Origin of the sequence: Promicromonospora citrea (assembly GCF_013004695.1) — a bacterium.
GTDB lineage: Bacteria > Actinomycetota > Actinomycetes > Actinomycetales > Cellulomonadaceae > Promicromonospora > Promicromonospora citrea.
Genome location: NZ_JABEMG010000002.1, coordinates 64447 through 77132, shown reverse-complemented (window position 1 = coordinate 77132; position 12686 = coordinate 64447). Strand labels below are relative to the sequence as shown.

Below are 12686 nucleotides of genomic sequence, written 5' to 3'. Positions count from 1 at the left end.
GGCGAACATCACCGGGCGGACCGTCCTGCCGGGAATGAGAAGATCTGCCCATGGCTGAGCTTCTCGCGGTCTGCCGCGTCCACGCCCTGCTCCCCGACAGCGGCTCGGTCGGCGTCACGGCCATCGACAAGCGCGCCGTCGAGGGGCGCGTCGCGGTGCGCCCGCTCGGCCTGTACGCCGACCTGCAGGCGAACCGCGCCGACCACGGCGGGTACGACCAGGCCGTCTACGCCTACGCGCAGGAGGACGCCGACCACTGGGCGCCGGAGCTCGGCCGCGAGGTCGTGCCCGGGCTGTTCGGGGAGAACCTGCGCACGCGCGGCATCGACGTGAACGGTGCGGTGATCGGCGAGCGGTGGCGCGTCGGCACCGCTCTGCTCGAGGTGACCCAGCCACGCACGCCCTGCCAGACGTTCGCGCGCCGGCTCGGCGAGGACCACTGGGTGCGCCGGTTCACGCAGGCCAACCGCACCGGTGCCTACCTGCGGGTGGTCGAGAACGGCGAGCTCGGCGCGGGCGACGCCGTCGACGTGGTGTCCCGCCCCGCGCACGGCGTGACCGTCGCCGACTGGTTCGGCGCGAGCCACGCCGTCCGCGGCGCGGGGGACCGCGTCGCCCTGGGGACGATCGCCCGCCGCCTGGTCGACGCGCAGGCCGCGGGCGAGATCCGCCTCAGCACCGATCTGCAGCAGCGCACGGAGCGCGCCCTGACCCGCGCGGCGACGCCGGCGAGCTGACGGCGGCGCCTGCCTGGCGCCGGCGGGTCGCTCAGATCTGGCATTCCGGTCGAGATCTGCTCGTGCACGACCAGATCTCGGCCGAAGAACCAGATCTCAGCGCCGCCGGGCGCCCACCTCAGCGCCGCGGGGCGCCCTCAGTGTCTGCGGGCGTAGCGGGCGCGGGCCGCCTCGTGGGCCTCGCGCAGCAGGCGGAGCACCGTCGCGGTGGTCCGCGGTCCCGGGGTGACGACGCACACCCAGCCCATCGAGCCGTACACCGGGTGCGGCAGCAGCACGTCGGCGGTGGAGAAGTCGCTCGTGCCGGCGTCGACGAGCTCGGCGGCCGCCGTCCGGCCCACGTGGATGTTCACGCGCCACCGGCCCGGCCCGTCCAGGTCGGACGACGTGTCCTCCGGGTAGTTCTTCGTGACGACCGTGCCGTAGGGCTGCACGTTCGTCGGCATCTGCCCGTCCGGCGCGTAGTAGAAGAAGGCGTCGCCCCACGCCGGCTCCGGGACGTCCGGGTCGCCTGCCACGGGCGCGACGACGAGCGCACCCTCGAGGCCGCGCACCTCCTCGACGATCCGGTCGATGCTCGGGTCGGTACTCTGCGAGTGATCCATGCTTCAAGCATCACCTTCAAGTGCTTCTGTGGGGTTCTGCGCATGACATCACGTGCCGACGGACCGCTCCGCACGGCCGACGTCGTCCGGGCGACCGGGTACTCCGCGCAGCAGGTCCGGGACCTGGAGCGGCTCGGCGTCCTGCCGCCCGCGGTGCGAGAACCCAACGGTTACCGGGCGTACACGGCCGACCACGTGCGCGCGCTGCACGCCTACCGCGGGCTGGCCGCGGCCGCAGGACCGGTCGACGCGCGCTGCCTGCTCGGGGCTCTCGTCGCGGCCCGCGACGCGGCGGCCGGACCGTCCGATCCCACACCGGCCCAGCCTCGGGGCGCCGCGGCCGACCCCGCACCGTCCGTCCTCACCGACGCGCTCGCCGCCGTCAACGCCGTCCACGCGCGCTTCGCCCGCGAGCGCGAGGAGGTGCTGCGCGCCCTCGCGGCGCTCGACGCGATCCGGGGCGAGGGTCCTGCGGCCGACGAGCACCCCGACGCCCTGACGATCACCCAGCTCGCCGCCGCGCTCGGCGTCCGGACGTCGACGCTGCGGTTCTGGGAGCAGGAGGGCCTCGTGCACCCCGAGCGGGTCACGACCCTGCGCGCCCGCCGGTACGGGTCCGCTGCGGTGCGGGAGGCGCGCGTCGTCGCGGCGCTCCGGGCCGGCGGGTACGGCGTCCCGGCGGTCCGCGAGGTGATCCGCTCGCTGGACGCCGGTGCGGGCGTCGACCGGGCCCGCGAGATCCTCGACGACCGACTGCGGCGGATCGCGACACGAACCCTGGCTCTCCTCCGCGCCGGCTCCGACGTCGCTGCCCTGGCCGCTCCCGGCTGACGCGCGGCTCCTCGGTTCCCGGCGAGCGGCCGGACCCCGCCTCAGTCGTCGCTCAGCTGCTGCCCCTGCCGCACGAGGTCCTGCAGCGTGCGCTGCACCTGCTCCACGTCCGGCACGTCGTCGAGCACCATGCCCGGCTGGTCCGTCCCGTCGGAGATGACGAGGGTGCCGCAGCCGAAGAACCGGTCGCTGAGCTGCTTCTCGAAGGTGACGTTGTTGATCCGGTACAGCGGGATGTCGCGCCCGGTCTGCGTGAGGATGCCCGTGCGCAGCGCCACGCGCTGGTTGGTGATGACGTAGCGCGTGGTGCGCCAGCGCAGGAACGGCCCGGCCGCGGCGACGATCCCGAGCAGCACGAGCACGGCCGTCGCGAACCACAGCACGACCGCGTCGACGGGCAGCGGCAGCACCCACACCGCCACCAGGACGGCGACCAGCACGAGGAGCAGCAAGACCGGCTTGACGATCTTCTTGGGGTGGGTGCGGAGCTGCATCACGATCGTCTCGCCCTCGGCGAGGTGCTCTTCCCTCATTCCGCGAATACTGCCCTACTGCGCCAAGGGGATCTACTGTGCGGCCAGGTTCCAGCCCTCGATGGTCCGCAGGCCGTGCCCGTACCCCAGCAGGCAGACGGCGGCGGTCCCGAGCTCGAACCGCGCGCCCAGACGCGGGTCGACGCCGAGCCACACCGTGGCCAGCACGCGCAGCAGGTGGCCGTGCGCCACGAGCAGCACGTCGCCCCCGGCCTGGAGCGTCTCCTCGGCCCGCGCGACGACACGGGCCGCGCGCTCCGCGACCTCCTCGAGCGTCTCGCCGGCGCGCCCGTCGCCGTGGTCGGCGGACGGCGGCAGCACGTGCACGCCGTCGTCGAAGATCTGGAACTCCCGCCCGAGCTCGGCGGAGACGTCGCGCGACGTGCGCCCGTCCACGGGGCCGTAGTCCCATTCCATGAGGTCGTCGTCCGGCACGGCGTCGGGGTAGCCGGCGAGCTCGGCGGTGCGTCGCGCCCGGGCGAGCGGCGACGTCCGCACGGCGGCGAACTCGTACCGGGCGAGGGTCTGCCCGGCGACCCGGGCCTGCTCCTCGCCCGCGGGCGTCAGCGGGAGGTCGGTGCGCCCGGTGTGCTGACCGCTGCGACTCCACTCCGTCTCGCCGTGCCGGAGCAGCACGAGCTGGGGGTCGCGCGGGGGCGTCAGGGGCTGGGGCGTCGCGTCATCGGGCATGACACGAGCATCCTGCGTCCGGAGGCGCTTCGCACCCGTCACGCCGTCGCGGAGCAGGGCAAATATTACTGGTTTGCCCTTTTATGTCCCCGCCAGGCGCGACATCCTGGGGCGCATGCCTGAGTTCGACGACGGTCAGACCCCGACCACACCGCCCAGCCCCGCAGCCCCCAGCACGGAGACCACGGTCGAGACCGAGGTGCTCGTCGTGGGATCAGGACCGGCCGGCGCCTCGGCCGCGCTGTTCCTGGCGTCCCTGGGGATCGACACGATCATGATCACCAAGTACCGGTGGACGGCGAACACGCCCCGCGCGCACATCACCAACCAGCGCACCATGGAGATCTTCCGCGACCTGGGCATCGAGGACCAGGTGCTCGCGGACGCGACGCCGCACGAGCTCGTCGGCGACACCGTGTTCTGCACGTCGATCGCGGGGGAGGAGATCGGCCGCATCCTCACGTGGGAGACCCATCCGGCCCGCGAGGCCGACGCGCGGCTCGCCTCGCCGTCGCTCACCGTCGACATCCCGCAGACCTACCTCGAGCCGATCCTCGTCCGGAACGCGTCCCAGCGCGGCGCCCAGTCGCGCTTCTCGACCGAGTACCTCGGCCACACCCAGGACGCCGACGGCGTCAGCACCCGCGTGCGCGACCGGCTCACCGGGGCCGAGTACACGATCCGGTCGAGGTACCTGATCGGCGGCGACGGCGCCCGCTCGCAGGTCGCGGCGGACCTCGGCCTGCCCATGGAGGGTGCGATGGACATCGCAGGCTCCATGAACATCACGTTCACGGCGGACCTGTCCCACCTCGTCGCGCACCGGCCCTCGGTCCTGTACTGGGTGCTCCAGCCGGGTTCCGACGTCGGCGGCATCGGCGCGGGCCTCGTCCGCATGGTGCGGCCGTGGGACGAGTGGCTGGTCGTGTGGGGCTACGACATCGCCGGCGAGCCGCCGCAGCTCGACGACGACGCGGCCGCGGCGATCGTCCGCCAGCTCGTCGGCCAGGAGGACCTCGACGTCGAGATCACCGGCTACTCGCTGTGGGGCAACAACCGCATGTACGCGACGCACCTGCAGGAGGGTCGCGTCTTCTGCGTCGGCGACGCCGTGCACCGGCACCCGCCGAGCAACGGCCTCGGGTCCAACACGTCGGTGCAGGACTCCTACAACCTGGCCTGGAAGATCGCCGGGGTGCTGCGGGGGTACGCCGCGCCGTCCCTGCTGGAGACCTACTCGGCCGAGCGCGCCCCCGTGGCCGAGCAGATCGTGCTGCGCGCCAACAAGTCGGGCGGCGAGTTCCGGTTCCTCGAGGTGCTCGGGGTGCTCGACGCCGGGTCGCCCGAGGAGATGCAGGCCGCGATCGACGAACGCAAGGCGAACACCCCGGCGGGCGCCGCCAAGCGCGCGGCGCTCGTCGAGGCGATGGACCTCAAGCACTACGAGTTCAACGCGCACGGCGTCGAGATGGGGCAGTTCTACACGTCGTCCGCCGTCGTCCCCGACGGGTCGCCGAAGCCGGACGACGAGCGCGACCCCGAGCTGTACTACGTGCCGTCGACCGTCCCCGGCGCGCGGTTCCCGCACGTCTGGGTGGCCGACACCGCCGGGCACAAGCTCTCGACGCACGACCTCGCCCCGTACGGGCGGTTCACCCTCGTGACGGGTATCGCGGGCGAGGCGTGGGCCGACGCCGCGGCGAAGGTCGCCGCCGAGCTCGGCGTGCCGCTGGAGACCGTGGTGATCGGGCCGGGCCGCGAGGTGATCGACACCTACTACGACTGGGCGCGGATCCGGGGCGTCGAGGAGTCGGGTGCCGTGCTGGTGCGGCCCGACACGCACGTGGCGTGGCGGGTGCAGTCGCTGGCCGACGACCCGGAGCGGGCTCTCGGCGAGGCGCTGCGCGCGGTGCTGGGGCGGGCCGCCGACTGAGCGTGTGAGTCCGATATCACACCTCCCGGTGTCGACGCTATGGGCGCCCACCACGGAAAATAGATGATCCGCACATCAGCGGTGAACACCGTGCAGCGCCACAGAACACCTGCACCGGAGGAGGACCATGACGGACGCCGACGACGCTCAGTACCACTCCATCGCCAACCCGCGCCGCACCACGCTCCTGCATCGGAGCGCGCTCGACGCGTTCGCGCCCCATCGCGAGGAGCGCGACGCCGCCGAGGAACAGCCCGCGGCCTGAGATCCCACGGCGCCCCCGGACATCCGGGGGCGCCGGGTCTTTTTCGGCCGGTGGCGGTGTCCGCCTGGCGAGACGGCTCGAAGTTCACCCGATCGGGTGTGCTCCCGCGTGAAGCCCCTGATCGCGGCCACATCCCGACCGTCCCCGGTGTGATCGGCATCACGTCTGTTACATGCCGGAAACATTTCCGCTAGGCTGGATGGCGCTCCATCTTCCAGAATTCGGTACGACGTTCCGCCCGGAGATGCGAAAGCCCGGTCGGTGACACACTCGAGCGGGGAATCCAGGGATGATCAACGAATCGATTCGACACTACACGGACGGTCGCGTGCCCGATGCCGGCATCGCGTGCCTCTTCAGCGTCGAGAACCGATTCCAGGCGCGCCTCGACGTCGAGGCGGCCCTCGCCCTCGCCGAGGCAGAGGTCGGCCTGATCCCCGAGCCCGCCGGCGACGCGATCGCCCGGCACGCGCAGGTCGAGAAGCTGGACCTCGCCCGGGTCGCGGCGGGCACGGCCTCGGCCAGCCACCCCCTCATGCCCCTCATCGAGGAGTTCGCCCGCGTGGTCGGCAGCGAGCACGGCGGCTGGGTGCACTGGGGCGCCACCACCCAGAACATCACCCAGACGGCCGACGTCCTCGTGCTGCGGGACGCGCACCGCGCGCTCAAGGACCTCATCGCCCGGGTGCTGCGCGGCATGTCCAAGCAGGCAGAGGCGTCGGCCGCCGTCCCGATGGCCGGCCGCACGCACAGCCAGCACGCGGTGCCGGTGACGTTCGGCTTCAAGGTGGCCGTCTGGATCGACGAGCTCACCGCGCACACCGACCGGCTCGAGCGCCTCGAGGACCGGCTGTTCCGCGTGCTCATGGGCGGGGCCGTGGGCACGTTCGCGTCGTTCGGCCCGGCGGGCCGCGAGGTCGAGCGCCGGGTCGCCAACCACCTCGACCTCGGCACCATGCCGGTGCCGTCGCGTGCCATCAACGACGGCATCGTCGAGCTCGTCCTCACCCTCGCCCAGATCGCCGGCACGGCCGGGAAGATCGGCAAGGACATCTACTCGATGATGCAGCCGGAGTTCGGCGAGGCCTTCGAGCCGATCCCCGAGGGCACCGTCGGCTCGTCGACCATGCCGCACAAGCGCAACCCGCAGCTCGCCCTCGACCTGCTGTCCATGAGCGCTCAGCTGCGCGCGCTCGCCGCGCCCGCACTGGAGTCGATGCAGCACGACCACGAGGCCAACGGCGGCATGACCGACCTGCTCGAGGAGACGGTGGCCCGGGCGACCGTGCTCGCGGGCGACATCCTGACCCGGCTGGACGTCATCGTCGACGGTCTCGAGCTCGACGAGCAGCGGATGCGCGCCAACCTCGCGCTGAGCGAGGGCCTCATCGGCTCGGAGTCGCTCATGATGGAGCTCGGCGAGCGCATCGGCCGGCAGCAGGCCCACGAGGTCGTGTACGAGGTGGCGCAGGAGTCCGCCGTCGGCGACACGCCGTTCCTCGACCTGCTGGTGCGGAACGCGACCGTCAGCGCCTACTTCGACCGCGACGAGATCCGCCGCCTCATCGACCCGCGGGCCTACCTCGGCGAGAGCATCACGATCGCGCACGAGATGGCGCAGCACGCGCGTGCCGTCGCCGACCGTCTGGAGTTCAGCGCCCGCGTGGCCAAGCCGGTGCCCCTCTCGGTCCGCGAGCCGTCCCCCGAGCCCGTCGCGGCACCGGACCGCGTCCTGGTCGGCCTCTGAGCCCACCCACCCGCCGGGCGGTCAGAAGAGGGTGACCGACTCCCAGGTGGGGCCCGTCGTCGCCGCGGCAGGGGGCGCAGGGGCCGACGGCGCCTCGGCCGGCTCGGCCGGCACGCTCCCGCCGCGCAGCTCGGCGTCGGGGATCATGCCGGCGTCGGGCACGAGCATCTCCCCGACGCCGCCCCGGCCGGCGTCCCACTCCTCGGCGGCGAAGCCGGCGAGCTGCTCGACGCGCTCGTTGTAGGGGTTGCCGACGTGGCCGCGCACCCAGTGGAACCGGACGGGTCCGGTGCGCGCGTCGACGGCGCCGTCGATGTCGCGGACGAGCTCGAGGTTGGGGACGGGGTCGCCCGAGGGAGAGCGCCAGCCGTTGCGCTTCCAGGCCTCGGACCACTCGGACACGGACCGGACGGCGTACTGCGAGCTCGACTCCACGAGCAGGGGCTCGTCCCCGGGGTGCGCCTCGATCGCGCGCAGGAGGGCCGAGAGCGCGGCGACCTGGTCCGTGCCCCGGGCAGCGCCGCCCGAGTCGAACTGACCGCCCGCGTGGTTGATCCATGCCCATCCGACCGCGCCGCCGGGCGCGGTGGACCCGTGCGTGCTGACGATGATCACGGCGTCCATTGTGCATGGTTCCGCGCGGAACCCGAACGGCCGCCCAGGGCGTGGCGGCGCCGGACGACCGGACGGAAGAGTTCGGCCCGGCGAACGCGCCTGCCCGGCGCCACGAAACCCGGCGGCGCCGTTTCCTGGGCATGATGACGACGTGTCCCGCCATCCCTCCGACCCGTCCCGCCGACCCGCCGGGGGCGTGCCGACGCCCGCCGAGCGCTCGTTCGGCCAGCACCCGTCGCGCACCCGCACGCCCGCCGACATCCGGCGCTGGCGCCGGCTGCTCGCGGACGAGCGCGCCGAGGCCGCCGTCTACCGGGACCTCGCCGGCCGGCGCACCGGCGAGGAGCGAGAGATCCTGCTCGCCCTCGCGCGCGCGGAGAAGAGGCACGAGCGGCACTGGCTGGACCTGCTGGGCCCCGACGTCGGCACGCCCGTCCGCGGCGACCTCCGGACGCGCGCGCTCGGGTTTCTCGCGCGCCGCTTCGGCGGCGTGTTCGTGCTCGCCCTCGCGCAGCGCGCCGAGGCGCGCTCGTCCTACGCGCACGACGCCGACGCCACCGTCACCATGGCTGCCGACGAGCAGATCCACGAGGAGGTCGTGCGCGCGTTGGCGACGCGGGGCCGCAACCGCCTGTCGGGCACGTTCCGCGCCGCGGTGTTCGGTGCGAACGACGGCCTTGTCTCGAACCTCGCCCTCGTGCTCGGCATCGGGGCCTCCGGCGTCGCGACGAGCACCGTGCTGCTCTCGGGTCTGGCCGGTCTGCTCGCGGGCGCGCTCTCGATGGGCGCGGGCGAGTTCGTCTCGGTGCGGTCGCAGCGCGAGCTGCTCGAGGCGTCGACCCCGTCGGCCGACGCCGCCGCGGCCCTGCCGCACCTCGACGTCGACGCCAACGAGCTCGCCCTGGTGTACCGCGCCCGCGGCATGAGCACCGAGGAGGCGACCGCGCACGCCGACGCCGTGCTCGCCCGGCTCGCGGTGCCGCCGGGGGAGCACCGCAGCCCGCTCCTGCACCCCCAGGACGACGGCGTGCCCGCCGACGCCGAGGCCGGCGACGACCTCGAGACGCACGGCACGGCGTGGGGGGCGGCGCTCTCCTCCTTCTGCTTCTTCGCGTCGGGCGCCGTGGTCCCGGTGCTGCCGTACCTCCTCGGCCTGGACGGCCTCGCCGCTGTGCTGGTCGCCGTCGGCCTGGTGGGGGTCGCGCTGCTCGTCACCGGAGCCGTCGTCGGGCTGCTGTCGGGCACGTCGCCGCTCACCCGGGCGCTGCGCCAGCTCGCCATCGGCCTCGGCGCCGCGGGCGTGACGTACGTGCTCGGCCTCGTCTTCGGTGCCACCGTCGGCTGAGCCGCAGAAGATCACCCGCACCCGTTTTCCGGGTGTTTGTCCTGGTGAGATGTCCTGAGAAGCCCGAGATAACGCCGCTCTTCCGACATGTCGCAGTCCTAAGCACAAAATTCTCGATGCGCAAACCGCAGGTATGCAGTTGCCGAAACCGGGACGCCCGCGCAGATTGAATGCGTATACATCTCTGCCGGCACGCCCGTGCCGGCGAGAGCCGGAGCAGGAGCGGGAAGACGCATGGCGAAGGACGCGCGGTCGGGCACGGGGGAGCACCTCCGTCGCCTCGTCGCGCGCGCCGCCGGGACGGTCGCGCTCGGTGCCGCCGGTCTGGCCCTCGGCGTGACCCTGGCCGCCCCGTCGGCCGCCGCGGAGGGCGGCACCGGCGAGCAGGTCGTCCGCACGGTCGACGGCCCGCGCGGCTCCGCTCTCTCGGACACGCTGGACGCGACGACGCGACTGGTGACGGCGACGACAGACCTGCTGGGGCTGACCTCCACCCACCGCACGCCCGGGGCGACGGAGCCCGGGTCGGCAGCGCCGGAGACGACGGTGCCGGACGCCGGGGTGGCGGACGCGCCGGGTGGCGTGCCCGGGGACGAGCCCGCGGGTGCCCTGCCGGACGTCGAGCTGCCGGACGTCGAGCTGCCGGACGTCGAGCTGCCTGAGGTGGAGCTGCCCGAGGCGCCGACGCCGGAGGCTCCCGCCGAGGAGAGCCCCGCGGAGGAGGCCGCCGACCCTGAGGGGCAGGCCCCGGTCGACGCGATGCCCGGGACGGCCGCGCCCGACGTCGAGCCCGCGCCCGAGGCGGAGGAGCCCGCGAAGGGCGCGGACACTCCGACGGCCCCCACCGAGGACGGCGCGACGCCGAAGCCGTCAGGTCTCGTCGGCGGCGTGGTCGGTGCCGTGTCCGAGGGTCTGCTCGAGCCCGTCACGAAGCCGGTCCGCACGGCCGTCACGGAGCCGCTCGGCACGGTGGTCGGCGCGGTCACCGAGAAGCCCGTCAAGCACACCGCCGGTGTGGTCGGCGCGGTGACCGACCCCGTGCTGCGCCCCGTGGGCGAGCTGGTCGGCGGCGTGCTGAAGCCCGTGACCGAGCCCGTCGGCCAGGTGCTCAGCCCCGTGACCGGCCTGGTCGGCCAGGTGCTGTCGCCGCTGACCCCGGTGCTCAGCAGCGTCACGAAGCCGCTCGCGCCGGTGACCTCCGGCCTGCTGTCGCCGGTGGCCGGCGTCGTCAGCCCGATCACGGAGGCGCTCGGCGGCGTCACCGACCCGATCCTGCGATCCCTCACGCCCGTCACGGCCCCCCTCACCGACGCCCTTGCGCCCGTGCTCACGCCGGTCGGTCAGGTGGTCGCACCGGTGATCACGCCGCTCGTGCCCGTCGTCGAGCCGCTGAGCCCTGTCGTGACTCCCCTCGTGCCGCTCCCCGAGATGTCGGCACCCGTGCTTCCCGCCGCGCCCTCGGCGCCGGGCGGGCTGGTCCCCGTGGTCCCCACCGTGCGTGACGGGGTCACGATCGAGCCGGCGTACCCGGGGTCGCTGCAGGCCTCCGGTGCCGCCGCCGGTGTCGTGGACCGGGCTTCCTCCGAGGTCCGGCACACGGCGTCCGTCCTGACCGCCGCGTCCCACGAGGCGCCGGCCGACACCGCGACCGTGCGCGACGTCGTCGCCACGGCCACCGACGGGAGCGGTGCCGGCGCCCTCGGCGGGAGCCTCCCGCTCGTCGCAGGCGGCGCCGGGGCGGTCGCCATGGGCGCCGGCTCGGGCCCGTCGAGCGGCGGCGCCCCGCAGAAGTTGGGCGGCGAGCCGCTCGCCGTCCTCTCCGCCCTCCTGGTCTTCCGCGGCCGGGCCTGGCTCGTCGCGGCCGACGAGTCGCGCGCCAAGCTGTCGAGCAGCTACGCCGACATCCCTGTCTCTCCTGCCTGACCTGGGGCACCGCGCTCACGCGTGCGGTTCCACCCGACGGCGAGCCTGCCGTCGGTCCCAGGCCTGGCAAGGAGAGACCCTATGGACAGATTCATCCGACGCGCCCTGTGCACGGCGCTCGTGGCGGGCGGCCTCGCCGTCGTCGGCGCCTCCGCCGCGCACGCCGCGGAGGCGGCCCCGGCGGAGACCGCGGCCACCGGGGCGGTCGACGCCGCCGCCGTGCCCGGCGCACGCGCCGACCGCACCGGCCTCCTCGACGGCCTGACCGCCGACGACGGCGTGCTCGGTGCGCTCGCGCGGGCCGACGTCGCCGGCGTGGTCACCGGTGTGCTCGGCGAGGGTGACACTGTCGACGACCTGCTGCCCGACGCCCCGGAGCCCGGCCCCGGCGTGCCCGAGACGGCCGAGCCCGGCGCGGAGGACCCGGCCGCGGACGAGCCCGGCACGGAGCCCGCCCCGGCGGAGCCCGATGCTGAGCCTGCCCCGGAGGAGCCCGGCGCCGAGGAGCCCGGTACCCAGGAGCCAGGCGCTGAGGAGCCGGGTGCGGACGAGCCGGGCACCGGCCCCGGCGTGGACCTCCCGGGCATCGACCTGCCTGACACGGAGGTGCCCGGCATCGACCTGCCCGGCACGGAGATCCCGGGCACCGAGGAGCCCGGCGCCGAGGAGCCCGCGACCGAGGAGCCCGCGACCGAGGAGCCTGCGGCCGAAGAGCCCGCCACGGACGGCCCCGGCACCGGGATCATCGACCTGCCCGACCTCGACGGCCCTGCCCGCCCGGGCCACGGCGGGCACCAGGACCCGGACGGCCGCCCGAGCACCGACCGGCCCGACTCCGGCGGCGCCGTTCACGGGCCCCGTCCCGGCGCCACCGCGGACCGGCCCGAGACCGTGCCCGGGGTCGAGCTCACCTCGGCGTCCCGGCACGACCTCACGAGCCCGAGCGCGCCGTCGTCCACGGGTCCGGTGCGGCGGACGGCGGACGTCCCGGCCGTGCAGGTCCCGGTCGCGGACGAGCGGCCGGCGGCCGACCAGCCGGACAGCAGCGTCGACCTGCGCTGGGGCGACGGGGAGTCGCTGCCCGACAGGCCGATGCACGGCGAGGGCAGCCTCTCGGGCGACCTGAGCCGCAGCTTCCTGGGATCGACGGACCTGCCGTCGCCCAGGTCGACGCCCGACGAGGAGGAGCCGGTCCCGGCTCCCGGCGAGAAGCCGCTCCTCATGGGCCACATGTTCACGGGGCAGCTCTCGCTGATCTCGGTCCTGCTGGGGCTGGGGATCGCGGCGCTCCGCACTCGTCGCCGGTGAGCGTGGCACGACCACGCATCGACCGGTGACAGCGATCCGGGCGCGGACCCCGGCCGGGAGGCACCACGGTGACTTCCGGCCGAGGACCGACCACCGTCCGGAGCGCAAGGCCCGCGGGTCGGGGCGCCGCTGGGGGGCGCCCCGGTCCGCGGAC

General features: G+C 74.3%; 12 protein-coding genes. 8 read left to right on the top strand and 4 right to left on the bottom strand.

Going from position 1 to position 12686, the window contains the following annotated elements; all coding sequences use genetic code 11:
- Window positions 1-50: 50 nt before the first annotated feature.
- On the top strand, window positions 51-737 hold the full coding sequence (locus tag HLB15_RS00930; protein ID WP_171102760.1) for an MOSC domain-containing protein: 687 nt from the start codon (window positions 51-53) through the stop codon (window positions 735-737).
- A 137-nt stretch (window positions 738-874) separates the two neighbouring features.
- Here HLB15_RS00930 and HLB15_RS00925 read toward each other — a convergent pair whose 3' ends face one another.
- Window positions 875-1342: a DUF6194 family protein gene (locus HLB15_RS00925; RefSeq protein ID WP_171102758.1), complete on the bottom strand. Its 468-nt coding sequence runs from the start codon at window positions 1340-1342 to the stop codon at window positions 875-877.
- A gap of 42 nt (window positions 1343-1384) precedes the next feature.
- Between HLB15_RS00925 and HLB15_RS00920 the strand changes: the two genes are divergently transcribed.
- Window positions 1385-2173 carry a MerR family transcriptional regulator gene (locus HLB15_RS00920; RefSeq protein WP_171102755.1) on the top strand — a complete coding sequence of 263 codons (789 nt, stop codon included), beginning with the start codon at window positions 1385-1387 and terminating at the stop codon, window positions 2171-2173.
- Between the two features lie 41 nt (window positions 2174-2214).
- On the opposite strand, the gene HLB15_RS00915 is transcribed toward HLB15_RS00920, so the two are convergent.
- Window positions 2215-2706, bottom strand: coding sequence for a PH domain-containing protein (locus tag HLB15_RS00915; protein WP_171102753.1), 492 nt, complete (start codon window positions 2704-2706; stop codon window positions 2215-2217).
- A gap of 33 nt (window positions 2707-2739) precedes the next feature.
- A complete protein-coding gene (locus tag HLB15_RS00910; protein WP_171102750.1) occupies window positions 2740-3396 on the bottom strand; it encodes a histidine phosphatase family protein in 657 nt (218 codons plus the stop codon).
- A gap of 115 nt (window positions 3397-3511) precedes the next feature.
- Here HLB15_RS00910 and HLB15_RS00905 point away from each other — a divergent pair, with 115 nt between their 5' ends.
- From HLB15_RS00905 to HLB15_RS00895, 3 genes are all read left to right on the top strand, one after another.
- Window positions 3512-5329: an FAD-dependent oxidoreductase gene (locus tag HLB15_RS00905; RefSeq protein WP_171102748.1), complete on the top strand. Its 1818-nt coding sequence runs from the start codon at window positions 3512-3514 to the stop codon at window positions 5327-5329.
- A 127-nt stretch (window positions 5330-5456) separates the two neighbouring features.
- Window positions 5457-5594 carry a hypothetical protein gene (locus tag HLB15_RS00900; protein WP_171102746.1) on the top strand — a complete coding sequence of 46 codons (138 nt, stop codon included), beginning with the start codon at window positions 5457-5459 and terminating at the stop codon, window positions 5592-5594.
- 328 nt (window positions 5595-5922) lie between these two features.
- Window positions 5923-7341, top strand: coding sequence for a class-II fumarase/aspartase family protein (locus HLB15_RS00895; protein WP_229785615.1), 1419 nt, complete (start codon window positions 5923-5925; stop codon window positions 7339-7341).
- A gap of 21 nt (window positions 7342-7362) precedes the next feature.
- On the opposite strand, the gene HLB15_RS00890 is transcribed toward HLB15_RS00895, so the two are convergent.
- On the bottom strand, window positions 7363-7965 hold the full coding sequence (locus HLB15_RS00890) for an RNase H family protein (protein WP_212759343.1): 603 nt from the start codon (window positions 7963-7965) through the stop codon (window positions 7363-7365).
- Window positions 7966-8152: 187 nt separating this feature from the next.
- Between HLB15_RS00890 and HLB15_RS00885 the strand changes: the two genes are divergently transcribed.
- From HLB15_RS00885 to HLB15_RS00875, 3 genes are all read left to right on the top strand, one after another.
- The gene (locus HLB15_RS00885) at window positions 8153-9301 is read left to right on the top strand and encodes a VIT1/CCC1 transporter family protein (protein WP_229785621.1); all 1149 of its coding nucleotides are present in this window, start codon (window positions 8153-8155) and stop codon (window positions 9299-9301) included.
- Between the two features lie 234 nt (window positions 9302-9535).
- Window positions 9536-11224 carry a hypothetical protein gene (locus tag HLB15_RS00880; RefSeq protein WP_171102740.1) on the top strand — a complete coding sequence of 563 codons (1689 nt, stop codon included), beginning with the start codon at window positions 9536-9538 and terminating at the stop codon, window positions 11222-11224.
- An 81-nt stretch (window positions 11225-11305) separates the two neighbouring features.
- The gene (locus tag HLB15_RS00875; RefSeq protein ID WP_171102651.1) at window positions 11306-12532 is read left to right on the top strand and encodes a chromosomal replication initiator protein DnaA; all 1227 of its coding nucleotides are present in this window, start codon (window positions 11306-11308) and stop codon (window positions 12530-12532) included.
- Window positions 12533-12686 lie beyond the last annotated feature (154 nt).